Source organism: Pseudoalteromonas sp. 0802, assembly GCF_013350085.1.
GTDB lineage: Bacteria > Pseudomonadota > Gammaproteobacteria > Enterobacterales > Alteromonadaceae > Pseudoalteromonas.
This window is the reverse complement of sequence record NZ_JABVXE010000029.1, coordinates 1-25,727: the sequence shown is the minus strand read 5'-3', so window position 1 is coordinate 25,727 and position 25,727 is coordinate 1. Positions and strand designations below refer to the sequence as shown.

27 protein-coding genes and 2 rRNA genes are annotated in these 25,727 nt (G+C 41.4%); 7 read left to right on the top strand and 22 right to left on the bottom strand.

Features of this window, described 5'->3' with window-relative positions; all coding sequences use genetic code 11:
* Window positions 1–67 (bottom strand): 16S ribosomal RNA (locus tag HUS61_RS20095); the annotation flags it as partial.
* Window positions 68–666: 599 nt separating this feature from the next.
* Here HUS61_RS20095 and HUS61_RS20090 point away from each other — a divergent pair.
* On the top strand, window positions 667–1,146 hold the full coding sequence (locus HUS61_RS20090; protein ID WP_054564068.1) for an RNA-binding protein: 480 nt from the start codon (window positions 667–669) through the stop codon (window positions 1,144–1,146).
* Here HUS61_RS20090 and murI read toward each other — a convergent pair.
* Window positions 1,109–1,903, bottom strand: a complete 795-nt coding sequence (murI, locus tag HUS61_RS20085; RefSeq protein WP_175080941.1) for a glutamate racemase — start codon at window positions 1,901–1,903, stop codon at window positions 1,109–1,111. The two genes, HUS61_RS20090 and murI, sit on opposite strands and share 38 nt — an antisense overlap.
* Before the next feature lie 66 nt (window positions 1,904–1,969).
* Entirely contained in the window at window positions 1,970–3,088 is a 1,119-nt protein-coding gene (locus tag HUS61_RS20080; RefSeq protein WP_175080942.1) for a DUF5610 domain-containing protein, read from the bottom strand.
* Window positions 3,089–3,252: 164 nt separating this feature from the next.
* Here HUS61_RS20080 and trmA point away from each other — a divergent pair, with 164 nt between their 5' ends.
* Window positions 3,253–4,350 (top strand): tRNA (uridine(54)-C5)-methyltransferase TrmA, encoded by a 1,098-nt coding sequence (gene trmA, locus HUS61_RS20075; RefSeq protein ID WP_175083512.1) that lies wholly within the window; start codon window positions 3,253–3,255, stop codon window positions 4,348–4,350.
* Window positions 4,351–4,352: 2 nt separating this feature from the next.
* Here the strand turns inward: trmA and HUS61_RS20070 are convergent, their stop codons facing one another.
* From HUS61_RS20070 to ccoG, 5 genes are all read right to left on the bottom strand, one after another.
* Window positions 4,353–4,805, bottom strand: coding sequence for a DUF523 domain-containing protein (locus HUS61_RS20070; protein WP_058584579.1), 453 nt, complete (start codon window positions 4,803–4,805; stop codon window positions 4,353–4,355).
* Between the two features lie 61 nt (window positions 4,806–4,866).
* The gene (locus HUS61_RS20065) at window positions 4,867–5,505 is read right to left on the bottom strand and encodes a thiol:disulfide interchange protein DsbA/DsbL (protein WP_175083513.1); all 639 of its coding nucleotides are present in this window, start codon (window positions 5,503–5,505) and stop codon (window positions 4,867–4,869) included.
* A 17-nt stretch (window positions 5,506–5,522) separates the two neighbouring features.
* Window positions 5,523–6,146, bottom strand: coding sequence for a thiol:disulfide interchange protein DsbA/DsbL (locus tag HUS61_RS20060; protein WP_175083514.1), 624 nt, complete (start codon window positions 6,144–6,146; stop codon window positions 5,523–5,525).
* 30 nt (window positions 6,147–6,176) lie between these two features.
* Window positions 6,177–7,151, bottom strand: a complete 975-nt coding sequence (locus tag HUS61_RS20055) for a serine/threonine protein kinase (RefSeq protein WP_175083515.1) — start codon at window positions 7,149–7,151, stop codon at window positions 6,177–6,179.
* 65 nt (window positions 7,152–7,216) lie between these two features.
* Window positions 7,217–8,647, bottom strand: a complete 1,431-nt coding sequence (ccoG, locus tag HUS61_RS20050; protein ID WP_175083516.1) for a cytochrome c oxidase accessory protein CcoG — start codon at window positions 8,645–8,647, stop codon at window positions 7,217–7,219.
* A gap of 277 nt (window positions 8,648–8,924) precedes the next feature.
* On the opposite strand from ccoG, the gene HUS61_RS20045 reads away from it, so the two are divergent.
* Window positions 8,925–9,284, top strand: a complete 360-nt coding sequence (locus HUS61_RS20045; protein ID WP_054564062.1) for a hypothetical protein — start codon at window positions 8,925–8,927, stop codon at window positions 9,282–9,284.
* Window positions 9,284–9,487 (top strand): hypothetical protein, encoded by a 204-nt coding sequence (locus HUS61_RS20040; protein ID WP_054564061.1) that lies wholly within the window; start codon window positions 9,284–9,286, stop codon window positions 9,485–9,487. Before HUS61_RS20045 ends, HUS61_RS20040 begins: the two co-directional genes overlap by 1 nt.
* Here the strand turns inward: HUS61_RS20040 and HUS61_RS20035 are convergent.
* The 13 genes from HUS61_RS20035 to gspC all read right to left on the bottom strand — a co-directional run bounded on the left by HUS61_RS20035 (window position 9,484) and on the right by gspC (window position 21,553).
* On the bottom strand, window positions 9,484–10,098 hold the full coding sequence (locus HUS61_RS20035) for a YecA family protein (protein ID WP_175083521.1): 615 nt from the start codon (window positions 10,096–10,098) through the stop codon (window positions 9,484–9,486). The two genes, HUS61_RS20040 and HUS61_RS20035, sit on opposite strands and share 4 nt — an antisense overlap.
* A gap of 19 nt (window positions 10,099–10,117) precedes the next feature.
* Window positions 10,118–10,876, bottom strand: a complete 759-nt coding sequence (locus HUS61_RS20030) for a type II secretion system protein N (RefSeq protein WP_175080947.1) — start codon at window positions 10,874–10,876, stop codon at window positions 10,118–10,120.
* Between the two features lie 3 nt (window positions 10,877–10,879).
* Entirely contained in the window at window positions 10,880–11,353 is a 474-nt protein-coding gene (gene gspM, locus HUS61_RS20025; protein WP_175083517.1) for a type II secretion system protein GspM, read from the bottom strand.
* Window positions 11,350–12,561 carry a type II secretion system protein GspL gene (gene gspL, locus HUS61_RS20020; protein WP_175083518.1) on the bottom strand — a complete coding sequence of 404 codons (1,212 nt, stop codon included), beginning with the start codon at window positions 12,559–12,561 and terminating at the stop codon, window positions 11,350–11,352. The genes gspM and gspL overlap by 4 nt, the downstream gene beginning before the upstream one ends.
* Complete coding sequence (gspK, locus tag HUS61_RS20015) at window positions 12,558–13,553, bottom strand: type II secretion system minor pseudopilin GspK (RefSeq protein ID WP_063528134.1); 996 nt, start codon at window positions 13,551–13,553, stop codon at window positions 12,558–12,560. Before gspK ends, gspL begins: the two co-directional genes overlap by 4 nt.
* Before the next feature lie 2 nt (window positions 13,554–13,555).
* Window positions 13,556–14,203, bottom strand: coding sequence for a type II secretion system minor pseudopilin GspJ (gene gspJ, locus HUS61_RS20010; RefSeq protein ID WP_175083519.1), 648 nt, complete (start codon window positions 14,201–14,203; stop codon window positions 13,556–13,558).
* Window positions 14,203–14,577, bottom strand: a complete 375-nt coding sequence (gene gspI, locus HUS61_RS20005; protein ID WP_054564054.1) for a type II secretion system minor pseudopilin GspI — start codon at window positions 14,575–14,577, stop codon at window positions 14,203–14,205. The genes gspJ and gspI overlap by 1 nt, the downstream gene beginning before the upstream one ends.
* Entirely contained in the window at window positions 14,577–15,176 is a 600-nt protein-coding gene (locus HUS61_RS20000) for a prepilin-type N-terminal cleavage/methylation domain-containing protein (RefSeq protein ID WP_054564053.1), read from the bottom strand. Before HUS61_RS20000 ends, gspI begins: the two co-directional genes overlap by 1 nt.
* Before the next feature lie 55 nt (window positions 15,177–15,231).
* Window positions 15,232–15,651 (bottom strand): type II secretion system major pseudopilin GspG, encoded by a 420-nt coding sequence (gene gspG / locus HUS61_RS19995; protein WP_282658500.1) that lies wholly within the window; start codon window positions 15,649–15,651, stop codon window positions 15,232–15,234.
* A gap of 78 nt (window positions 15,652–15,729) precedes the next feature.
* A complete protein-coding gene (gene gspF, locus HUS61_RS19990) occupies window positions 15,730–16,965 on the bottom strand; it encodes a type II secretion system inner membrane protein GspF (RefSeq protein ID WP_175080952.1) in 1,236 nt (411 codons plus the stop codon).
* A 2-nt stretch (window positions 16,966–16,967) separates the two neighbouring features.
* Window positions 16,968–18,533 (bottom strand): type II secretion system ATPase GspE, encoded by a 1,566-nt coding sequence (gene gspE, locus HUS61_RS19985; RefSeq protein ID WP_058584590.1) that lies wholly within the window; start codon window positions 18,531–18,533, stop codon window positions 16,968–16,970.
* The gene (gspD, locus tag HUS61_RS19980) at window positions 18,526–20,589 is read right to left on the bottom strand and encodes a type II secretion system secretin GspD (protein ID WP_054564049.1); all 2,064 of its coding nucleotides are present in this window, start codon (window positions 20,587–20,589) and stop codon (window positions 18,526–18,528) included. Before gspD ends, gspE begins: the two co-directional genes overlap by 8 nt.
* A 22-nt stretch (window positions 20,590–20,611) precedes the next feature.
* Complete coding sequence (gene gspC / locus HUS61_RS19975; RefSeq protein WP_175083520.1) at window positions 20,612–21,553, bottom strand: type II secretion system protein GspC; 942 nt, start codon at window positions 21,551–21,553, stop codon at window positions 20,612–20,614.
* Window positions 21,554–21,759: 206 nt separating this feature from the next.
* Here gspC and hslR point away from each other — a divergent pair, with 206 nt between their 5' ends.
* The 3 genes from hslR to HUS61_RS19960 all read left to right on the top strand — a co-directional run bounded on the left by hslR (window position 21,760) and on the right by HUS61_RS19960 (window position 24,856).
* Complete coding sequence (gene hslR / locus HUS61_RS19970) at window positions 21,760–22,182, top strand: ribosome-associated heat shock protein Hsp15 (protein ID WP_370316790.1); 423 nt, start codon at window positions 21,760–21,762, stop codon at window positions 22,180–22,182.
* A gap of 12 nt (window positions 22,183–22,194) precedes the next feature.
* On the top strand, window positions 22,195–23,040 hold the full coding sequence (gene hslO, locus HUS61_RS19965) for an Hsp33 family molecular chaperone HslO (RefSeq protein WP_058584593.1): 846 nt from the start codon (window positions 22,195–22,197) through the stop codon (window positions 23,038–23,040).
* A 277-nt stretch (window positions 23,041–23,317) separates the two neighbouring features.
* A complete protein-coding gene (locus HUS61_RS19960) occupies window positions 23,318–24,856 on the top strand; it encodes a phosphoenolpyruvate carboxykinase (RefSeq protein WP_055199452.1) in 1,539 nt (512 codons plus the stop codon).
* A 752-nt stretch (window positions 24,857–25,608) separates the two neighbouring features.
* Here the strand turns inward: HUS61_RS19960 and rrf are convergent.
* A 5S ribosomal RNA gene (rrf, locus tag HUS61_RS19955) occupies window positions 25,609–25,723 on the bottom strand.
* Between the last annotated feature and the right edge of the window lie 4 nt (window positions 25,724–25,727).

Below are 25,727 nucleotides of genomic sequence, written 5' to 3'. Positions count from 1 at the left end.
GCTCGACTTGCATGTGTTAGGCCTGCCGCCAGCGTTCAATCTGAGCCATGATCAAACTCTTCAATTAAAAGTTTTTTGTTTGAAGTAAACTTCAAACCATGCTCAATGAATTCTGATTGTGATACCTTTCGATATCGAATTGACTATGAAGTCACTCAGTTACATTTGAGACTCTAAATTTGTTTGCGTTACTTAGTAAACTAAGCTTCGCTGTTAGAACTCAATCTGTACGAGTGCCCACACAGATGATTGCTTTATATTGTTAAAGAACGTTGCGACGTTGTCGCTAGGGATGCGTATAATACATCCTTAAATTTTCGAGTCAACACTTAATTTCAAACTTTCTTTCGATTATTTGAAACCGAAGTTTCACTTAACTCTCTGCTACGTTGTTCAGCGCCTTTCGTTGCTGCCCGCCGTGTCAGTGGGGTCGCATTATAGGGAGATCCAAAAACAGATCAACACTTTTTTTCGATCTTTTTACTGTTCGCTCAAAAAGCAAACTAAATTTACCGAAAACAGCAAAAACGGTCGCTATTATGGCTGTTTTTTAAGCCAATATTCATAATTTAATGCAAATTTCATTGCTATGTTCATTTAACTCGTTAAGATAGCAAGTTCACAATGTTAAATTAATGTTTATTTCTTGTTTATTGGTAGATCAAAATGAAATTACCCGATCAAAAATCTTTTCTTTTCTCCGTTATTCTTGCTGTTTTAGGTTTTGTGGTTGTTAAGTTCGCACTTGCAAGCTTAGCTTTAGACCCAGCATTGCTATTTGGTGCAGGCTTATTAATTGGTGCTTTAGTTATTGCAGCACTTTCATCAGCGTCAAGTGAGGAGGCCGAAGTAAAAACAAAAACACTTTATGTTGGCAACCTACCTTATCGTGCTAATGAAGGTGTTGTTCGTGCTTTATTCGAAGAACAAGGCAAAGTTTTCAATGTACGTTTATTAAAAGATAAAAATACAGGTAAACGTCGTGGCTTTGGTTTTGTTGAAATGGCTGAAGCTGATGCAGATAAAGCAATCAATCAATTAAATGATAGCGAATTCCAACAACGTACTTTAAAAGTGCGTGAAGCAAAACAAAAACAAGAGAACGAAGCTAACAGCTTTCGTGAGGGATCTGATCAGTCAGCGTAATAAGCTCAACGCTTAATTGCGAATGACCAATAGGAGCCGTTGCATAATAGTGCAGCGGCTTTTTTTTATCTGTAGTAAGAGTAAAGCCTCGTAGAGCAATTAAACTTTCAACGCGCTTAGCAATCGCTTTGCCTGAGTCAATAAGGAAGATCTGTTGTTTATAGTAGTCACTAATCGCGCTGGCTAGTAATGGAAAGTGTGTACAGCCAAGTACCAATACATCTATATCTTCTGCTATCGCTAAATCACTCAATACTTTCTCAAGCTTTGCTTTATTGAGTCTCTGTGTATGAAATAGTGTTTCAGCAATTTCTACCAGCTCAGTTGAGCCATATAAGCTGACTTGTGTCTCTTGGCTATGAGTACTAATTAAGTTTGCAGTATAGCGACTCTTGATGGTTGATGGTGTTGCCAGTAAACCAATATGTTTGCTGTTACTTATAGCGCAAGCGGGTTTTATCGCAGGTACTACCCCGACAACTTCTATATTTGTGTGCTGGCGAATAGTTTCTAAGGCAGAGGTAGAGGCGGTATTACACGCAATAACTAGGATATCAACGTGTAAGTTTGCTGTTTCGATAAACTGTAGTAGCGCAAAAAGGCGAGCTATGATCGTTTGCTGACTTTGCGCGCCATAAGGCAATAAAGCATTGTCCATAAAATAACTATAATCAGCATTTGGGATCAATGCTTGGATCTGTTCAAGTACGGTTGTTCCACCTATACCAGAATCAAACACCATTATATGAACTGACAAACTGCTTACCTCGGATCATCAAAGGTCAGCAGTTTGCCATGCAGCTTTATAAAAAGAAAGAAAGGACTAAGCCTCTTCTTCTGTTGCCGAGCGAAGCTTATTCATTTGCTCAAACATTGCTTTGGTGTAATCCACCAGCTTACTGACTTCTTCTTTATCTTGGTTTAACCACTGTAAGATGCCAGCCAGTTCATTTTGCAAACCTATGTCACCCGCTTTATTAAACGCCTGTTTCAAGTCGTCATTAAATGGCGCTATTTTCTCAGCAACTTCTTTTTCGGGAGCAGGTTTATATTCTTCATACCCTTTGATAGCTGCTACTGTTTTGGTTTGTTTCAGATCCATCGTAAAGCCAACGAGTTGCTCGTTACCTAAGTTAAGCTCTTTAGCTTGTTCAAAGGCATCTTCTAATGAACCAGAGAAGAATGTTTCGCTAACGCTTTGTAAGTCTTTCATCAATTCATTGATAGCTTGCTGCTCTTGCTCATTTAAATCACCATTGACCGACATCGAGAATGATAAATCACGTGATTGCGAAGACTCACTGACAAAGGCTTCGTTGTCACCATTTTTGCTATAGCTGCTTGCAGACTTGCTTTCGTATGCATCAGCAAAGCTAATACTTACTTCGTCACCTTCAGCGGTGGTGAAAGTGTACTCTGCGTTATTACTTAAGCTGATGTATTGAGCTTGGCTTACTGAAACCGCATTAGGTTTAGGATTGAACAAGTCTTCTTCTAATTCATCAATACCTTTAAAGATACCTTCTTTAGACTTTTCGATACCCTCTTCGATGTCATCGTTAAGAATACCTGACTCTTTAAGCTCATCGTACGCATCGTCGATGCCCATTTGCACACCTTTACGTGCATCACCTAGCATGCCTTTGAGTTTTTCATCATCAGCACCATCAGCTTTTGCTTTACGAAGTGCACCGCCAACAAAGTCGAGTACGTTTTTCACGATCTCTTCAAAGTCGAACAAGGGTTTATCTTTTTTCTCTTCGGCTTTAGGTAAACCTAGTGCCTCAGCAAGTTTATCATCAAGAACTTTTGCCGCGAGCTCTCTGCCGCGTTGCTGATAACTATCTTGACGATTTTGAATGGTAGGCTGCTGCAGTGCCTGTTTACCATTGTATTTATTCACATTTGTATTAGGCATATAGCCTAGGTTGCCAATTTTCATGATCCGACTCCATGTTATGGTTAACTCATTATCGGCCAAAAACCACAAAACTTAAGTTTTTTGTATAAAAAAACGACACTAAAATAAATAACAAAACTAGACAAATCCTCAGCGCTCCCTACAATAGCGCCGTTATAAAGCTAAGAGATAAAAGGTAATCAGCCATGGCGGTTATAAAAATTGATACAACTCAATACGATGCACAATTGAGTGAGAAAGAGCAGCGCATCACCTCACAGTTTCGACGTTTTGGGGTCGAAAAATTAGAAGTGTTCGGCTCTGATCCTATTCATTACCGCCAACGTGCAGAGTTTCGTGTTTGGCATGAAGGTGAAGACCTGTTTCACATCATGTTTGATCAACAAACCAAAGAAAAGATCCGCGTAGATGAGTTTGACCCTGCAGCACCTTTAGTGGGTGAAGTGATGCAAGCGATGATCGAAAACTTAAAAGACAATGAAGTTCTGCGCCGTAAGCTGTTTCAAATCGATTACCTTTCAAGCTTAAGTGGCGAGATCCTTGTTAGCTTGTTGTATCACAAACAACTAGATGAGCAGTGGCTACAAGCAATTAAAGAGCTTAAAGCAAAACTGAGCACACAGTTTAAGATTGATTTTATTGGCCGTGCCCGTAAGCAAAAAGAAGTGATTGGTAATGACTATGTTATCGAGCGTTTAAACGTAAACGGTAAAGAGCTTATTTATCAACAAGTCGAAAATAGCTTTACGCAACCGAATGCTAAAGTAAACATCAAGATGCTAGAGTGGGCACAAGCCCTTTGCCAACCTCTCAGTAATGACTTACTGGAGTTATATTGTGGGAATGGTAACTTTTCGATTGCTCTTGCAGGCTCATTCGACCGCGTATTAGCCACTGAGATTTCAAAATCATCGGTTTACTCAGCGCAATACAATATCGCACAGAACAAGGTTGAGAACTTAGATATCATTCGTATGTCGAGTGAAGAGTTCACCCAAGCAATGAAAGGCGAACGTACTTTCTCTCGTTTAGATGGCATAGACCTGAAAAGCTATAACTGCCAAACAATCTTAGTGGATCCTCCACGTGCTGGCATGGACACACTAACTTGTGACCTAGTTGCGAACTACGACAATATTATTTATATCTCGTGTAACCCAGATACCTTAGAACGTGACCTTGATCACTTATGCAAAACCCATGAAGTAAAACGTTTTGCGATTTTTGATCAATTCCCTTACACCCACCACATCGAATCAGGTGTGTTTTTACAACGTAAATAAAATCAATCTGCCAGCGCAGCAAATAGCGCTGGCAACTGCTGCTCACTGTATACAGCTATATTATTGTCGGTTAACAGCTTTGCAGTTAATCCCATCCCTGAAATTTTCTTTCCTGAATGACTACCATCGTAAATAGTATTGCGACCACATGATGGGCTTGATTCTTTTAACAGCGCATAGCGAATGCCCTGCTTTTTGCAAAGCTTAAGTGCTTGTTCTGCGCCATAAGCAAACTGCACTGTGACATCTTGCGCATCTTTGGTAAGTACTCTACCCGCTTTGATTTCGGCAGGCGGCCTTGGTGTAGGTAAGCCCCCAGCTACTTCAGGGCAGAATGCAACGAGCCTTCCTTGCTGTTTAAGGGCTTCTAAACCAGGATGGAGTAAATTTTGCGATTGCCCGTCATAACGAACAGGATTTCCTAACAAACAGCTTGAAACTAATAGTTTTTGCATTTGCTTTACCAATAAAAAAGCTCCGCAAACGGAGCTTTGTATTAAATTCAACTAACTAAGCTTATTTATCAGCTAGGTAGTTAATTAAGTCTGCCATGCTCTTCGCATCGCTAATACCTGAATCCGCACCTAGGATTACACGGTATTTACCATTAACAATAAAAGTTGGAACGCCTTTTAAAGCACCTTTTTGTTGGTAATATTCTTGGTCGCGTTTCATCTTAGACGCCATAGTACGTACAGAGAAGCTATTGTAGTACTTATCAAAATCTTCAGCCGATACACCTTGTGCTACGAAGATGTCTTTCATGTCTGCCAGTTCATTAATACGTGCACGCTTAGTGTGAATATGATCAAACACAGCTGCAACTAACTTATCGCTATTTGGTAATACCGTTGCAGTTGCATAACCCTGTGCTAAAACAGTTTGGATTTCAGGGTCGCGAGGGCCAACAAAATTTACGTGGCTCTTTTTAAACTTAACACCCTCTTTAAGCATCGTTTTAAGATCAGCAACGATAGGCTCAAATGTATTACAGTGCGGGCAATAGAATGAGAAGAACTCTTTTACTTCTGGCTTTTTAGAAGCGCGCGCATCAATCGTTTCATAATGCTTACCTTCTTCATATTGCGCTGCTGAGGCATTTGCCGCTAAACCTAGCGTGGCAGCCATTAATACAGCTTTTACTAACTTGATCATTACTTCTTACTCCAAAATTATTGTTTTAATAAAAATTCGACTAACTCATCAAGCATCTGCTGGCTCTTGATGGTGTTTAAATTAATTTTATATTTATCATTGACGATAAAAGTTGGTACACCAGTTAGGGCGCCCATATCTGAATATTTTTGCTGCTTATCTTGCATCGCTTTTTCAGCACTAATCACTGGCATACTTGCAATTTCAGCATCAAACACATCGTTGCTAATACCATTGGTCGCAAGTAATGCTTTCACGTCTTTTATATCTTTTAGTAAAGCGCGCTGTCTGTGGATGCTATTAAAGATTTGATCAGCAACTTGCTCACCTTTGCCATGTTGCTTAGCAATTAAGTAGGCATAGCTTAAGTTACTTTGTGTTTGCTTAGATACACCACCTAAAAAGTTAACATGGCTTTTTATAAATTCAGCCCCTTCAGGAAGACTTGCCGTTAATGCTTTTGCGACCGGTTCAAACTGAAAGCAGTGTGGACAATAAAACGAAAAAAACTCGGTTACTTGAGGTGTTGCACTTTTCTTAACTTTTAATACTTCGTATTGATTGCCTGCTTCAAAATCAGCTGCAAAGGCAGCAAATGGTAAACATAAAATGAGTAGACTTAACTTTAATTTTTTAAACATTGTTTTCTCGTCTTTCTTTACTTTAAAAATTTATGGTAATAATTTTAATGGTGCTTCCTGTAGCGCTGCAAGCTGTTCTTTTAGCGCTAGTATTTGCTGCTCCCAGTATTTGTCTTCAGCAAACCATGAAAAGTTCCGTGGGAACGCAGGATCATCCCATCTTTTTGCCAACCACCCCATGTAATGCACCATTCGCATCGCTCTGAGTGGTTCAATCAACTTTAATTGGCTGTGATCAAAGTCGCAAAATTCTTCATAAGCAGCCACTAAGGTGTCTAACTGTAACAGTTGGTTGTTACGATCGCCACTGAGCATCATCCAAAGATCTTGAATTGCAGGCCCTTGTCGGCTGTCATCTAAATCAACAAACATTAACGCATCACCAGACCACAATATATTACCGGCATGGCAATCGCCGTGCAGACGGATGGTTTCAACATTTTTATACTGCTCTGTGGTTTCTTTAATCACCAAATCTAAAATAGTATAAAAGGCGTTCTCTAATGCCATTGGCACCAAGTTACTTGCTTGTAACTGAACTTTAGCTGTCTGAAGGTATTCTTCGCAGCTGATTACAGGCCTATGTTCAAATGGCTTTGCCTTAGCTACTTGGTGCATTCGCCCAATTAAGCGGCCAAGTACATCGAGTTGATCTAAATTATCGACTTCAAAAATGCGCCCTCCCACACTTGGGAATAACGCAAACAAATAACCATTATGCTCAAACAAGCTTTGCCCTTCGATAATTACAGGCGCAACAACCGGCACTTCAGCTTCAGCAAGTTCAAATGCAAACGCATGCTCTTCTAAGATTTGCGCCTTACTCCAGCGCTCTGGTCGGTAAAACTTAACAACATAACGATTACCATCTTCTGCTTTAAATTGATATACACGGTTCTCGTAGCTATTTAAGGCCAGCAGTCCCGATTCAGCATAAACACTGATACTTTCAACTGCATCTAAAATTGAATCGGGTGTGAGGTCAACAAAACTAAATTTACTCATAATGTCTCATCATATAAAAAAAGCGGGAAAATCCCGCTTTTTATTCATTCGCTCAGTGTACTTAATTATCGCGCCTTAAAGAAGTTACTCGGCTGCGAAATCTGCACATCTGGCTCACCATCGACAGAAAGTACGAACTCAAACTTCGTCATGGGCTTTTTCAAATCATAAGGATCAACAACTAATGACAGTGGCACATTATAAGATTCACCAGAAGGTACTGTGAATGTTTGTTTGCCGATGTACTCAAAGTTATCGAGTCCTTCAACACGAATGTTAAAGGTTTGCTCATGCTGTGCTTTGTTAATTACTTTTAGTGTATAGGTGTTTTCGACTAAACCATTAAAGTCAACACGATATAGCTGATTACGGTCACGAATAATATCGAGTTCCATCGGTTTGCGCATCGCAATATTCGCTACTAGCGCCCCTGATAGCACGACTAAGATAACTAAATAGCCAATTAACTTAGGGCGCAGTGCATGTGTTTTGTTGTCTGGCGTTTCTAAGTTACGCTCTGTGGTGTAGGAAATGAGCCCACGTGGGTAATTCATTTTATCCATCACCCCATCACACGCATCGATACATGCACCACAGTTAATGCACTCGTATTGTAAGCCGTTACGAATATCGATCCCCGTTGGGCAGACCTGCACACATAAGTTACAGTCGATACAATCACCTAAGCCGAGCTCTTTTGGATCTTGCTTACGTGAACGAGGACCACGGCTTTCACCACGTGCTTCGTCATAGCTCACGGTAAAAGTATCTTTATCGAACATAGCTGACTGAAAGCGAGAATAAGGGCAAATGTGTAAGCACATAATCTCGCGCATCCAACCGGCATTACCATAGGTACACACAGCAAATACGGCTAGACAAATATACGAATACGCGGTTGCATCAAGGGTAAACAGATCAGGCAGTAGCTGACGGATTGGCGTAAAGTAACCAACAAAAGTAAATGCGGTATAAAGCGAGAATAACCACCAGCTGCCGTGTTTAGCACTTTTGCGCCAAAACTTATCAAAGTCCATTGGGCGTTGATCTAGCTTCTTACGCTGATTTGCACTACCTTCGAATTTTTCTTCAAACCAAATAAAAATGAAGGTCCAAACGGTTTGCGGGCATGTATAACCACACCAGACCCGACCATAAAAGGTCGTTACTAAGAACAACGCAAACGCTGCCAACATTAATATGAAGGCTAAGATAGTCAGATCTTGTGGCCAGAGCGTTAAACCAAAAATGTTAAACTTTTGCCCCACCAAATCAAACAACACAGCTTGTTGGCCTTTGAAGTTAATCCAAGGTAGTAGCATAAATGCAAGCATGCCGACAAAACCAATCCGTTGTCTCAACAGTTGGTGTAAACCCGTTACAGCTCGGACATAAATACGGTTACGTGGATTAAATCTATCATCGAGGGAAGCGTTTTCCGGTTTCTGGATTTTTACTTCCGTTGGGATATTTTTAACCTTAATCTGTTTATCCATTAAAATTCCTCAACGCCACTAGGAAATAATACTCAAACATATGTTTGCAGTAAGAGATTCTCTGTGCCAATAAGCAAATCAGAATACATCTCATTACGTTCAAAGATTTCTGAAACTTTAAATCTATAGAGCATTATACTCAATCTATAGAAAATTTCAGGGATTGATCGAAAATACGACGTTTTAATTATTTAAACTTATCTGCTTGCTTTTAAAACGACCATTTTATTAAACTTGCACCTATACCGTATTTATTTAGATCAAAGATTATTGTGCTATGAAAAAATTTCTTATTTTAGTGCTTATTATTTTAGCACTTTTCACGATTGATCATCCTTTGATCAAAGAGCCAAGAGAAAGGTTGCTAGGTGAAGGCGTTAGCCTTATTTCAGACGCCAGTAAAGTCAACCGAAGTCCTGCGGCAAATATGGCTAAGAATAATATTAAGTCACAGCTGAATTTATCTAATTCAGAGCTTGAGTATATTGAAGAGACATTTACCACTGACGATAAACTACAAGTTTTTCACTTACACTACTGCCGTGAAAAAGATATTAACTTATATTTTTATGGCGAACGCTTAAACCGCGTATGCAGTATTGTCTCGAACGCACTTGAAGAAAGGCTAAACAAGTAATGGACTTTTCAGCTTTAAACAAAAAAACCAGCGACTCGTTTGCCAAACAACGCAATATGCTAAAAAAGCTGGGCAAAGGGCAAACCTTATACTGTGAAGTATGTAAAGGCGCCCTTACCTTAAATTTGAAGACTGATCAGCCAGGTAAAGGCGTTGTAAGCTGTGCCAAAGGTTGCACAGACATCCTATTGGAGCTGGGTTAGTTCCAGCCCTCATCATTATATAGCTGGCTATTTACAGCAACGACTTCAATTAGCTCAGCAAAGCCAGCGGCGAATTCATTCATAACTTCATACTGCTGCTGGCATAATTGTCCTTCAGATAGACCATTATCAGTTGCAAGGCCTGCAATTTCACTCGTTTCAAGGGTAAAAAAGCCTAAGCTTTGCAGTGCACTAGCCAACGCCTCTTTAAGCTCATCCGCTAACTGTGGCGCGCTTAATAGCTTGTTAACGTAGCCTTGTGCACCATGCATAAAGCCTTGGCTCCAATGCTGACATTCTTGAATGTCTAAGTATTGCTGCCCTTGAGAGCTCAGCTGTAGGCTCACAGGTAATGTAAAACCCGTTTCGAATACTTGTTCGCTGATCTGTTGATACAAGGCCATAAATGCAAACAGCACTTGCTCATCCATTTGCCCATCAGAGCCAGGTGCAACCTCTTCTAACCACTGGTGAACATCAAGCGGCTCAGGAGCACAGATCACCGCAAATAAGTAGCCTTGCGTTTGTGCCAAGCTAAGTGCGTCTTGATGCTGCGCTAAAAACTGACTTAAAAGCTCACTTTGCTGCTTTGAAAACTCAGGTAATTGCATACTGTTCAATTAATCCAATTTAAAAGTTAAGCGGATAACGGCCTTCGTTATCAGGACGACCAAGAAACTTAGCTGCATCATGCACTTCTTTTGGTAAGCTTGCTTCAGGTTTAATATAACCAGCAACTTTAAAATCAAGATTCGCTTTTAATACTGCATCAGCTTCAAGCCCTAAACGGTTCTCTGGGTCAACAAGTACTGCTACATCTCCCGATTTACAGCTTAAACGGCCGCTCAGAGGGCCAATGCTAAACCAGTTATTCATTCCTTTCACATCAATGTTCGGGCTCGCGATTTCGCCGCTTAGGCTTTCACAGTATGGCTCGCCTGAGCTGTACTCATCTAAATCTACAATCACACGACCTTGCGCACTAACCGGCAAAGGGAGTTGTAAACGCTCCATGGCACGTTCAACCGTTAAGCGTAAAGTAGTCTTTTTCACAGTGATGGCTTGGTTAAAGAGGCCATATGTAAAGTCACCATGACCTGAAATATCCGCTTTATCACGAGGATCACCAAAGCGTACCGTACCCACTAATTTACCTGTGAACAGTGACCAGCCCGATAACTGCCAACGCACATTATTTAATTGCTCACCATCAAAACGTACCTGCATAATGCGACCGTCCCATAGCGTGCCACTGGCTTTACCTAATTGTAATTGCTTTGGTAAATGCGGCTTAGCTAAATCAAGTGCAACGGCAGCGGGTGTTTTTACCAGCGTAAACACCAAAAAACACATCACAAACACTGTGATTAATAAAATAACTCTTTTCATCGTTTACTTCTCTAGTACCAAACGACTTACACGCACAAAGCCTGATTTGTCATCTTTACTTAAATCTAAATTCTCGATTAGCACACCATGTGAATTAACCAGTTCATCCAACCATTCAACAAGGTTATTAAACTCAACAGAGTCAATGGTTAAACGAAGTGAATTGTCATTTGGCTGCATTTTGCTAATGATAATTTGATAACGATTACGGGTGCTATTAACGATTTGGCTTAAGCTACGGCTGCTCGTATTACGTGCGTTACCACTCGCTTTAAGTTTAACAATACTTTCATCAACCCATGCTAGCAGCTCTTGTTGTTTTATTGTGTCTTGCTCTGCTTTTTCTATAGCCGTGTTAAGTGGACGAAAGACCCCCATAACCAGCACAAAAATAACAAACACACCACCTGCAACCATTACAAGTTGCTGCTCTTGTTCTTTTAACGAGCGCCAATAATTGATTATTTGGTTTTTCATGCCGCACCTCGTAACTTAATTTCACCAACGACAAAATCACCATCATTATTTAGCGAGCCTTGATCTACGGTTAAGCCACGCTGTTCTAAAATTGCTTTTACTTTACTAAATGACTGGAAATCTTTGCCGCGCGCACGAATACGTAATTCGTTACGACCTTGATCATAGCGAAGAGTTTCTGGTGTGAAGTCTTTTACTTCACTAAAAATAGAGACAAGATCGTTAGTCAAATCTAAGAAGCCAGCTGTACTGCCACTTTCTATCAATGCAAGTTCGCTGCGAATTTGGCTACGAATAAGCTGAGGACGCACTTTTTTATTTGGAAAAGCACGCTGATAATTAGCAACCACTTCAGCTTTTGCCGCTTCAAGCTGGTTATTTAACTTATAAAGCTCAAGCGACTTAACACCAACACTGCAAACTAATGCAACACCTGCTGCAATAGCTGCTTTTTGCCAATAGCCCCACCAAATTGCTGATTTCTTCTTAAGCTGATAAACACCTTGGCGAAGGTTGAATTTCACCTCAGGTAACTGCTTAGCAAATAAGGCTAAAGGTAAATCGTATTGCTGCGTTTGAGCACTAAGGTTAACCGTATCAGGAAAAGCCGTTGCAGGGCTAAAGTGTGCAACATCAGGGTTACCTAATGCTGTTAAATAGCCAGCAAGCCAATTTGTCTCTACAGCGGCAATATGCCAGTTACCCTGCTTACATAGCCACTGACCATTAAGCTCAATAGCGCGTAACTGAGTGTTGTCATCGACATCAGGTAACAATAAAGCATCCGGCAGTATTTTATATACTTCGATGCCATGCTCATTGAACTCAGCCAGCCATTGCTCAAACCATTCACGATCGGTCATCGCGATATTAATCGCGTGCTTCTCATCAATAAGTGTTGGCTCTGCAATCGCTATGAATAAGTCATCAACATCACAGGCTATTTCTTCTTCTAGCATGTAAGGAAGTGCTTGCTCTAACTTGCGGCTCCACTTGGTTGGCAAGGCGACCGTTTTTAGTTGTACTTGATCACTTGGTAGTAGTACAACCACTTCCCGTGATTGTGCTCTCTCTGTTAGCTCACCAAGTTGTGTTGCATTGGCAATTTCGCCGCTAGCAATTATTTCTTGTTCTGTTGGTGAGTAAATTAGCCAGTTAAGGCTGTCTTTTAATGTTTGACCCGTACGGATCAACAATATCTCTGTCACTGTACGCCTCCAAATTTTCGCGCCAGTATCGTTACTGTACCATTAGTGGCATGGAGTAAGGTGGTCATCGAAAAACGCAGTTCTGCAAATTCAGCCTGCGTTTGTAGTTTAAAATATTCACTGTTGATACTGAATAGGTCTTCAACGGCTTTCACATTTTGTGCGCCTTGTTGATTAACCTCTTCAAAAAATGCTTCTAAATCATCATATCCATCTTGAGGACGTGATGATAATACCGCTTCAGCGCCTGAAAGACTTAAGCCATCAATAAGCGAGCTTAATATAATGGCACTTTCTACAGGTAGTGTATTAACGTTGATTTGTAATAACTCACTACCTGGAATAACACACACAAATGGTAAAAGTTTCTCCATAACGAGTGGGTTAAAGCCTTTTACTAAACGAAGTTCTGACGTCGAAGCAAAATAGCTATTTGCCGTCATATATGGGTATTGTCGAGATAAGTACTCATCTTCTTCTGCACCTGAACGATAGGTAATGCTATCAGCGTCTAACCAATCAAACACGCTATCGGCCATGGCTTCTTCAGACTCATCGGTTGGCAAGTCTTCAATATTTTCTAATAATGCCAACAATGCCTTATGTGCTGGGTTCGTTTTATTATTTGGATCCGTTTGTTGATCTGGCTTTACATGCAATGCATTTAAATTCAAACATGCTTGTAAGTCTGTAATTGTGCCACTTAAGGTACCATTATCAACCGGGTAAGGGACTCCACCCTGCTGTGCCCAGACTTGCTCTAAATGCGTTTTATCAGGATCATCTTTTTTAGTTTGTTTTAGTGCTTTAATTGCCAGCTCTTCAGCTGCAAAGGCATACCATTTAGCCTGTTGATGGTTTTGAATATTGCTGCTGCGCTGCACTTGCACCATTAAATTAGCACTCATCTCAACGGCTAACATAGCTGCTAGCGCCACAATAAATAGCACAATAACAAGCGCAGCACCTTTAGAACGTTTAATAGTAGTCATAGCTAACCACCCGTTCCGTTATTATTACCATTATTTGCTTGGGCAGTGACTTTGCCTTCACCTGGCACTAAAAACACACGACGAATGGGTTCCTGTTCTATTTTTTGAATAGTGACTGCCACCGCTTTTGGCAGTGCTTTAATTTGCCACTGTTCTTGCCACTCGTCTTTATCATCTAAAAATTCAAATTTAAGGTCTTCAATGTCTTCCAAAATGACTTGTGAACGCGGCTCCATGTTATCTAGTTGATCAACATACACCCGATACACTCGCTCAAGCTTGTCATCGATAACGCGGTAACCAACCGCTTGCAGTTCAGAGCGCGGCAGTAGGTTAATTGGGTTAATCCAACCATCACGAACAAAGCCAATACCATCGTATTGGCTATCAAGAATATAGCGACCAGCTAACACATACGTGTCTTGAAAATCACCAGCTTCGTTACGCACCTGACGTTTAGTCATTTGACTAAAATCTTGGTCCATCAAACGAAATAAAGTTTGAAAGCCATTTAACTCAGCAATCGTCTCGTCTGAAGCTTCTTTTGCTTTGGTTGTCGAATCCAGTATTTGATGGGTCGATAACACCACAAAGGCTAAGATGCCCATGGCGACAATCACTTCAAGTAAGGTAAAACCGCGTTGCTTCACTACTTATCACCTTTATTCAAATAAGTAGAAAGCTCATACACTGGGTATTCAAGCTTTTCATCGGCGAACACGTTAATGGTGACCTTTACAAAGGTTTTATCAGCAGTAGGAACCACGTCCTGACGCCAATACCATTCAAAACCAGCGAGTGTTTCAGTGCCTTTAACGCCATTTTTGCCTGTCCATTTATCGCCTTTGGCGCGTTGCTCAACCATTACGTTCTCAGCAACCCAAGAAGCATAAGTTTGCTCTTCAATCGACGAAAGATGATTAATGTGTTCGCCAGTTGCCTGCATTGCGGCAATACCGGCCATTGCACAAATAGCCAGTGCAACCATCACTTCAAGTAAGGTAAAACCTGCTGACTTATTCATTATTCAGGCTCCATACGAAACTTTACCGGGGCCATAAATTCGCCTTCGATAAAATATTGCGGTTCACGCTCTTCTTTAAGCTCGTAAACCAATTGAAACGCACTGACTTCGCCAGAAGATAAAATAAGTACCTGCGGTATTTTGAGCTTTTGTAGCTCAAGTAGGCTGTCTTCGTCACCACCGCTCATTAATTCACGCCAGTTTGACTGCTCTAATAAGTTATCTTGTGCCCAGGCTAAATCATCAAGGTTAAGAGTGAGCTTAAAGCGTTCATCAACCTTAATTGGGGCAAACAATTTTTCACGGTCAAACGTAACCCACTTATCACCGTCAAAAACTAAAAATTCAAATGTATCTTGGTCAAGATGAAAACCCAGCTCAACCTGATTTAAAATCGCAAACTCAGACGCCATATTAATCGTAGTATGTAATCTGAGCGCTTGTTTTTCGAGTTCTTCTTCAGCACCACCATCAAAACTGTAGGCAACCATTTTGGTGACAAAACCAATCACCACGAGCACCATTAATATTTCGATGAGGCTAAACCCTTTCGCGTGCTTAGCACGGCCAGCCAAACGCAAACGACCAAGGCTTACCATAATAGTAAGCCTTGATGTGTATAAGCTTTGTTCAGTTGGCTGAATTTAGGCATTATTACTTTTCTTCATCCCAGTTACCGATGTCATCATCAGTACCTGCTTCACCATCAGGACCCATTGAGAAGATATCAATTTTACCAACTTCTCCTGGGCTGATTAGCTGGTAAGGGTTACCCCATGGATCTTCTGGTAATTTCTCAAGGAAACCGCCATCAGGAAAACGCTTTGGAATTGGCTCAATGCTTGTTTTATTTACTAGCGCTTCTAAGCCTTGCTCTGTGGTTGGATACGCTTTGTTTTTAAGCTTGTATAAGCTTAACGCATCTTCAATTTGTTGAATATCTAAGTGCGCTTTATCGATTGCAGCTTCTTCTTGCTGACCCATGATATTTGGCGCCACAATTGACATGATCATACCGATGATAACCAGTACTACCATGACTTCTAGTAATGAGAAACCTGACTGTTTGTTCACAAAAATACCTCTAACTTTCTTCAAAAATTTATTATAGAGCGGCAGTGTTAGCTGCTAATTGCTCTAGTGTTCCCTAATTTAAAGACCTACAGCCTTATTCATTGCCATAATCGGCTGTAGTATTGCCATAACAATAAACAATACAATTACCGCCATTGAAGCAATCATCGCGGGCTCTAATAGTTTCAGAGACACGTTTACCATGCTCTCAAACTCACGATCTTGGTTATTTGCAGCACGCTCAAGCATTTGCTCAAGTTCACCTGATTTTTCACCACTGGCTATCATGTGCAGCATCATAGGTGGGAAAAGTTTGGTTTGCTGAAGTGAAGCACGAAGACTCGCCCCTTCACTCACACGTGTTGCAGCATCTTGCACTGACTTTTTCATTTTTTCGTTAGCCAGTACACCACCTGAGATACGCATCCCTTCAAGTAGTGGCACTGAGCTTGACGATAAAATACTTAAAGTTCGAGCAAAACGCGCCGTATTAACACCGCGTGCTACCTTACCAATGCCCGGTAAATGCAGCACTTTTTCGTCATACCAGTAACGAATATGCGGCTGCTTAAGCGCTTGCTTAATGGCCACAGCTAACACAGTTATAATGACTAAACTAATAAACCAGTAGTTTTGCACAAAATTACTGGCAGCCATTACCCATTCGGTAGTCCAGGGTAATACTTGTTTTGATTTTTCGAAGGTCTTCAGGATTTTTGGTACCACAGTACCTAACAATACAGAGACAATCGCAATAGCAAATACCACCAGAATGGTTGGATAAACCATCGCCTGTGTGATTTGACTACGCATATGCTGACGTTGTTCCGTGTAATCAGCTAAACGATTTAAAACTTGGTCTAGGTGACCTGATTTTTCACCGGCTGCCACCATGGCACGATACAAATCATCAAATACATGCGGAAACTCACTCATGCCATCTGCTAAGGTATAACCTTCAACAACCTTTGAACGTACAGCCATTAGCATACGTTTTAAACGCGGCTTTTCACACTGCTCAGCCACCGCCATGACAGCCCCTTCAACAGGTAATGCTGACTGGATTAAGGTTGCGAGCTGACGAGTGATTAATGCTAAATCTGAAGTCGAAATTTTTGGTTTAAAGAAGCTACCAAATAAAGAGCTCTTTGCCCCAGTAGTTTGCTTTTCGCCTTCTGCAGCAGCAACAACTTCTAAAGGCATTAAACCTTGATCGCGCAAAGTTTGGCGGATTTGCTTTACCGTATCGGCTTCAAGAATGCCTTTTTTCTCTTTACCTCTGCCATCAAGGGCACGGTATTCAAATGCTGCCATGATTAACCTTCCTCACGTGTTACACGCAAGACTTCTTCTAAGGTAGTGCGACCTGCAAGTACGCGATTACAGCCATCTTGGCGAATACTTGGGCTATGTTTACGAATGTACTTCTCAACACTTTGTTCGCCTTTACCGCTGTGGATCATTTCACGAATTGTTTCATCAACAACCAGCAACTCATGAATACCCGTACGACCGCGATAACCATTAAAGTTACACTCTTCACAACCAACTGCACGATAAATTGTTGGCGGTTCAGCAGGATTGACACCTAATAACTGGCACTCGCGCTCATCAGCAATGTGACCTTCTTTACAGCTATTACATAAAGTACGTACAAGACGTTGTGACAATACACCGAGTAACGATGATGACAGTAAGAAAGGCTCTACACCCATATCTTCCATACGCGTGATAGCACCAGCAGCTGTATTAGTATGCAGTGTCGACATAACCAAGTGACCGGTTAATGACGCTTGCACACCAATTTGTGCTGTTTCAAGATCACGGATCTCACCGACCATTACAACGTCAGGGTCTTGACGAAGGATGGCACGTAAACCTCGGGCAAAGGTCATATCTACCTTGGTATTTACCTGAGTTTGACCAATACCTGGTATCTCGTACTCGATTGGATCTTCAACAGTAAGAATATTGCGGTCTCGTGAGTTGATTTGGCTCATGCCCGCATACAAGGTGGTACTTTTACCAGAACCCGTAGGACCGGTTACTAAGATAATACCGTGTGGCTTACTGATTAAATCAGCAAACAATTCACGGTTACGCTCAGTCATACCTAAATCTTCTAGGTTCAGGCGCGCGTTGTTTTTATCAAGTAGACGTAGCACAACACGCTCACCAAAGCTTGATGGCATCGTCGATACACGCACATCAACGGCACGACCAGCAATACGCAAACTAATACGACCATCTTGCGGTATACGTTTTTCAGCAATATCTAGTTTTGCCATAACCTTAATACGCGACACTAACAGTGAAGCGAGTTTACGGTTCGGCTTTAATACTTCTTTTAATACACCATCAACCCTAAAGCGAATTACTAGCTCTTGCTCGAAGGTTTCGATATGAATATCTGAAGCACCTTCTTTAATTGCTTCGCTCAGCATCGCGTTGATCAGTTTGATGATTGGTGCATCGTCATCACCAGCAAGGAGATCTTCAGTTTGCGGTAATTCATCTGCAAGCGAGAATAAATCAACCTCGTTGCCGATATCTTCCATCATTTGCTGCGTTTCAGAACTATCACGCTGATAAGAAGCCTCAAGCAACAGCTCAAATTTGTCATCAGGTAATTGTTCTAGCGAAAAACCATGACCCGCAATACGGCGTACTTCAAGTAAAGCATCAACATCTAACTCACCGCGATAATACACAGTCCAGTTATCCTGATCTTTACTCAATAATACGCCTGTACGACGCGCGTACGAGAATGGCAAACGCTTGGTTGGCAAGCTAACAAGATCATCGCTTGTTAGTAGCTCATCATGACTTGCCGGCACTTCTGACGCTAGCTCATCATTGATTTCTGTAATTGCATTAGTCATCGTTGCGCTCATTCGCGTTTTGTTGTTTTAGGTACTCTTCGTACGTTGGCGGTAATATCAAGGCATCATTCCATTCAGGAAGAATTGGTGCATCCGTCAACGGCATTAAATCAATACCATCTTCTTTTTGCTTGTGTTGTTCGCCACGAATAAAGTTATATTTCGAGTGGCTCAATTTATTCATGCTGATGCCATCGCGTACAATGGTAGGACGAATAAATACAATTAGATTACGTTTACGCTTACTCGTGCTGGTTGAGCGGAATAAATGACCAAGTACCGGAATATCACCTAATAATGGTACTTTAGAAACACTTTCTTGCACGTCTTCATCAATCAAGCCGCCAAGTACAACCATGCCGCCATCATCAGCCATAACCGTAGTTTTAATAGCACGTTTGTTTACTGAAATATCAACCGCAGTCGCACCACTTACACTTGAAACCTCTTGTTCAATCGTTAATTGAACTGCTGAGCCATCATTGATTTGTGGTGTTACTTTCAGTTTCACACCCACTTCTTGACGTTCAACTGTTTGGAATGGGTTAGCGTTATTTGAGCCTGTTTGCGAACCTGTGATAATAGGTACTTCTTGACCAACAATCATTGATGCTTCTTCGTTATCCATGGTCGTTACAGACGGCGTAGCAAGAATATTAGAGTTAGTGTCCGTTGAAACAGCTTGGATAATTGCACCCCAGTCATTTTTAACAATACCCATTGCTAGACCATTAATACCACCAAGTAGTGAAGCAAGTGCTGTTAAGTCACCTTCTTGTGTTTCAGAGGTACTTGTCACAGTGCCAGTTTCAGTACCGACTACCGTGCCTTCAATCGTTTTATCACGCGCTTGTTCAGCAGCAACAGCTAACGAACCAACAGGTACTGTGGTGCCATTGTTGAACTGCATCATGCCGCCTTGCTCTGAAATCCACTGTAAGCCTAAGTTGATACCATCGGCTTCTAACACCTCAACGATAATAGCTTCAACTAAAACCTGAGCACGACGAACATCAAGACGTTCAATAACTTGCTCAAGCGAACGCATGGTGTCAGGCTGTGCAGTGATTACGAGTGAGTTTGAATCTGGGTGTGCTTCAATGCTTGTTTCGTTTTGATTACGTGAGCGAGTTTTTGTTGCACCGCCTTGCGCGTCTTCTGCTAATGTCTTGCTTACGCCCTGCAATACTTTTACAAGGTCTTCTGCTTTGGCGTAATTAAGATAGATAACCTTAGTATTACCTTGGTTTTCTAGCTCACCATCTAAACGGCTAATCAATTCAACAGCACGTGTACGCGCTTGTGCTTCACCACTGACAATCACACTGTTAGTACGACCATCAGCAACAACTTTAGGGATTAAAAACTCAGGAACACTCCCTTTGCCACCATCTTTGTAAATATTCTCAACAACCGACACTACATCGTCAGCGGTAGCAAATTTAAGTTTTACGATATCAACACGCTTATCACCGGCTTGGTCAACCGAACGAATGATTTCAACTAAACGGTTAACTGACGCGGCATGACCGGTCAACATCATCACGTTTGCTGCATTGAAGTTAGCAACGTGGCCGCCATCTTTTTGATCACTAAATTGACGAACTAGAGGGCCAAGCTCTTGTACGCTTACATTTTTAACACGTACAACACGTGTCACCATCATATCGCCACTGGCTTGGTTATCTTCAGTGATCAGCGGTACGTTCGACTTTTTAGCGTCAGAACTTTTTTCAATTTTGATAATACCGTTATCCATCTCTACAGCTGAATAACCATAAACCTCAAGTACATTTAAAAAGAACTGGTAATAAAGCTTCTCGTCCATTAGCTCGTAACTGCGCACATTGACTTTGCCGCGCACATTCGGGTCAATAATGACAGTTTTATTTAGATTTTTACCAACGATATTAATAAATTCATTAATATCAGTGCCTTTAAAATTAGCCGCATACTCAACAGCAGATACTGAAAGCGATAATCCTGTTAATAAAAAAAGCGCTGCATATTTAGCTAACCCTTTTTTGATTTTTGTGAGGTGTAGCGCGTGAACCATTCTATAAAAACTCCAAAGCTAGTTATTGCAGGCTAAATTGCACATCAATTTGCTCACCATCGCGTTCGATAGTGATACTTGCGTCAGTACTATTTCGTAATTCGTTTATTGCTGACATTGCCTGTTTTAAATCATTTAATTGATAGCCATTAATCGCAATAGCTAAATCATTGTTCATTAATCCCATCTGCTTGAATAAAGCAGGATCTTTACCTGGGCTTAAGCGATAACCCACTAACTCGCCATCAACCATCGCTTGAGAGACGCGAATGTAGTCAAATAGTTTACCGGGATCGTCTAATACTTCTTCTCGCGTTTCGATAAGCGCTTCTTTTACTTCTTCATCTTCAGTCGCATTAATTTCGTTATTTTCGACAAGCTGAGGGCCTGCGGTTAATTCAGACTCATCACGTTCTGCCAATACTGGCATAGACACTTTTTTAGTAAAATCGAGACCATCCAGCATTAAGGTTTCAAAGCGGCCGCTTACATCTAAAATTACTCGGTCAGGTAATACTTGAGCAAGCTTGGCACGAGTGCCTTTAATTGCATCATCGACAACATAGGTTTCTTGCTTGCCTTGAGATTCAATAATAGCAAGACCCGCTTGATCATTTTGGCTGACCGCAACAATACCAGTTAGGTTAATACTTAGACGTGTTTCAGGGGCGTTGTTAATGACTTGATTTTGTTTCGCGGCAGGTTTCTTAGTTCCGACAACAACTTTGCCGAATAGATTTTGTTCAATAATTTGGCGAGAGCTGACTGTCTCAACTCGTTTAGCCATGCTGTTAACACCGGTTACTGGCAGTGCTCTTGTATCGGGTTCTGGCCACACAAGCCAAAACAGCTTAGATGACAAAAAAGCAATGTAAACAACAACTAACAGCACTACAAATGCACTTAGCTTGGCATGAGGTAAGCCGTTTAAAAACTGTTTAACTTGTTGTAAGTGTTGATCCATAAACTCTATTTCTTATTTTAATTTACTGCTTGATAGCTGGCCTATAGTACCTTTTCATTTTTCATTCAACAAGCGCACGTATATTAAACTTTGTAAACAAGGTAATTTCGACAAACAGGGGCTGCAAGGAATAACTATGACTATTTCTTTGTGATTAAGTTTCATGGTAAATTTTGCCTATATATAAGCAGCTTTAAAAGAGCACAATTGTGTCAAAAGGTAACACTCAAAAGTCGCAAGACAAACAAGACGAATTAAGCGTGCGCCTTGATAAATGGTTATGGGCTGCCCGCTTTTATAAAACCCGCTCAATAGCACGAGACATGGTGCAAGGCGGCAAAGTACATTATAATGGACAACGTACCAAGCCCAGCAAAATTGTCGAAGTAGGTGCAGTGGTAAAACTGCTACAAGGGGTCGACGAAAAGGTTGTGACAATCGAAAAGATCCTTGAAAAACGTCAAGGTGCCCCCATTGCACAAACCTTATATCAAGAAACTCAAGCTAGTATTGAGAAACGCGAAGCAAATGCTATCGCCCGTAAGAACAACAGCTTCTTTGCTCCACATCCTGATCGTAAGCCAGATAAGAAGCAAAGACGTGAACTGTTAAAAATGAAATCAAGTTAGGTAATGCAACTCATGCAACAAGATTTACTTCATCGTTATATATTTGATCAGCTCGATGTACGTGGCGAACTCGTACAAATTGAAAACACTTATCAAGAGATGATCGCAAACCATAATTACCCAGCACCTGTGCAAACCTTATTAGGTGAACTACTTGTTGCTACCTGCTTATTAACAGCTACTTTAAAGTTTGAAGGCGAAATTGCCGTTCAACTACAAGGCGACGGCCCTGTTAAATATGCGGTAATTAATGGTGACGATAAACAAAACATGCGAGGCATCGCACGTCTACAAGGTGAAGTAACCGGTAGCTCAATAAAAGACTTAATTGGTAATGGCTATATGGTTATTACAATTACGCCAACTAAAGGTGAGCGATACCAAGGTATTGTACCGTTAGAGCACGATAGCTTAGATAAATGCCTGGAAAACTATTTTGAGCAATCGGAACAGTTAAAAACACGTCTTTGGTTTGCGACTGAAGTAACAGCAGACACAGCCAAAGCTGCAGGCTTATTCTTGCAAGTATTACCTGTAAATAAAGACAAGTCAGTTGAAGACTTCACTCATCTTGAAGCGATCAGTAACACGATTAAAGATGAAGAGTTGCTAGGTTTAGATGCCAATACTGTTCTGACTCGACTTTACCATGAAGATAATCCTCAGTTATTCGAACCACAGTCTATTAGCTTCCGTTGTGGCTGTAGCAGAGACAAAACAATTGCTGCATTAGTAAATGTAGGTCAAGACGAATTACTTGCCGACGTGCAAGCAAATGGTGAAGTAAAAATTAGCTGTCATTATTGCTTAAAAGATTACATCTTTAACGAGCAAGATATTAAAGCCATATTTAATTAATACACCATAATAAATATTATTATATTAAAAGCCGCCATCAGTGCGGCTTTTTTATTAAAAAAAATATCAAAACTAATGATACCGGTGTCATGAAAAAGCGCCATTTTATGACACCGGTATCATTGAAATTATTCATGTTTTTTGCCAAATATATGCCTTTTTAAGCCCTTCAGACACTCGAATATCCCTAATCCTTCTGTTACTATTATTTTAGCAAAAGGGAAAACTAAGAACCCCAGAGCTATCCCGTTCAATCTCTCACAATTTAGGTATAAACATGACTGCAAACGCTACTAGTTTTGTTGATCTTACAGCAGCTGAACTTGTCGAACACGCTATTCGTCGTGGCGAAGGGACTCTAGCCGCTAATGGTGCTTTTGTTGCTAAAACCGGTGTACGCACTGGCCGCTCTCCAAAAGATCGTTTTATTGTTCAAGAGCCAAGCACTGAAAACGAAATCCAATGGGGCAACGTAAACCGCCCATTCGATGCAGACAAGTTTGATGCGTTATGGGCCCGTGTAGAAGAACACGTGAAAAGCAACGACCACTTCATCTCTCACCTAGAAGTTGGCGCTGATCCTGAGCACTATTTACCAGTTGTAGTTACAACAGAAACTGCATGGCATCATATTTTTGCCAAAAACATGTTTATCGAACCTCAAACATACAATACTGCTGACTTCCCTGAGTGGCAGGTAATGAATGTACCTTCATTTGTATGTGACCCAGAGCGTGATGGCACTAACAGTGACGGCACTGTAATCATTAACTTCGCACAACGTAAAGTACTACTAGCTGGTATGCGCTACGCAGGCGAAATGAAGAAATCAATGTTCTCTGTACAAAACTTCCTACTTCCTGCAAAAGGTGTATTACCAATGCACTGCTCTGCAAACGTAGGTGAAGCAGGCGACACTGCGTTATTCTTCGGTCTATCTGGTACAGGTAAAACAACATTATCTGCAGATCCTACTCGTTTCCTTATTGGTGATGACGAGCACGGTTGGGCACCTGGTAGCGTATTTAATATCGAAGGTGGTTGTTACGCTAAATGTATCGATCTTTCACAAAAGAACGAACCAGTTATTTGGAATGCAATTCGCTTCGGTACAATCTTAGAAAACGTGGTACTTGACGAAAATCGTGTACCAGATTTCCATGATACAAGCCTGACACAAAATAGCCGCGCAGCTTACCCGCTTGAGCACGTTGAAAAACGTAAAGTAGAAAACCGTGCTGGCGAGCCAAAAGCCGTTGTGTTCTTAACATGTGACGTAAGTGGTGTATTGCCACCAGTTTCAGTACTAACTGAAGAAGCTGCTGCATACCACTTCTTAAGTGGTTACACTGCGAAAGTAGGTTCAACTGAAATCGGTTCAACAAGCGACATCGAGTCTACGTTCTCAACATGTTTCGGTGCTCCGTTCTTCCCACGTCCTGCTGGCGTTTATGCAGAACTTCTAATGAAGCGTGTACGTGAATTCGGCGCTAAAGTATACCTAGTTAACACAGGTTGGACAGGTGGCCCTTACGGTACTGGTCAACGCTTCGATATCCCGACTACACGTGCTGTAGTTGATGCAATCGTATCAGGTAAACTGGCAGATGTTGAAACTCAACACATCGACGTTCTAAACCTAGATGTACCAGTTGCAGTTCCAGGTGTAGACAGCCAACTTCTTAACCCAATCAACACATGGGAAGATAAAGAGAAGTACGCAGAATACGCAAACAAGCTAGCTTCTGACTTCACTGAAAACTTCGCTAAATACGATGTTTCAGAAGCAATCAAATCAGCAGGTCCAAAAGCTTAATATCAAGCTTACCCTCAGATTAAAAAACGCCAGCTATATGCTGGCGTTTTTGTTTTTGGGGGATGAGTTAATGAGTTACAAGTTGCGAGAGTAAAGTTAGCGAGGGGAAAGTTTGAAGGTCTGGCGTAGGTTGGGCAGAGCGAAGTGAAATCCAACACAGAGCTATCAGCTTTCCGCCGTCAGCGTTCAGCCGCGCGGTGTGGGTGTTTGGTGCTGCGTCTTCCTCTGGCTCTAGGCTTTAGGCTCTAGGCTCTAGACTCTAGGCTCTAGGCTCTAGGCTCTAGGCTCTAGGCAAAGTGTACTTGTAGGAATGACTTTAGCCGTGAATGTGTTTGTTATGGTCTAGATTCGGCACTGAAGTGCCTCCTACGAGGTTTTGTTGCTGAGGGTGACTCTGTACTAAACAACCCCCCAGTTCAACTTTACCCTTGTTAACTAGCAACTCGCTAACTCATGTTGGGTTTCGCTGCGCTCTACCCAACCTACCTGGAGAATGAACAGGGTGAGCTTATTATGACTCTGTACTAAACAAACCCCCAGTTCAACTTTACCCTTGCTAACTAGCAACTCGCTAACTCGTGTTGGGTTTCGCTTCGCTCTACAAAACCTACCTGAAGGGTAAGCAAGGAAAGTGCAGAGGACGACTCTGTACAGGACAACCCCACAGTTCAGCTGACGTCTGACGGCTGAAAGCTGACAGCTAAAACGCAAAAAAGCCCGACTCTTTCGAATCGGGCTTTCTCTTATTTGGAGCCTGGCGATGACCTACTTTCACATAGCAGCTGCTACACTATCATCGGCGCTGTTTCGTTTCACTACTGAGTTCGGCATGGGGTCAGGTGGGTCCAAAACGCTATTGTCACCAAGCAAA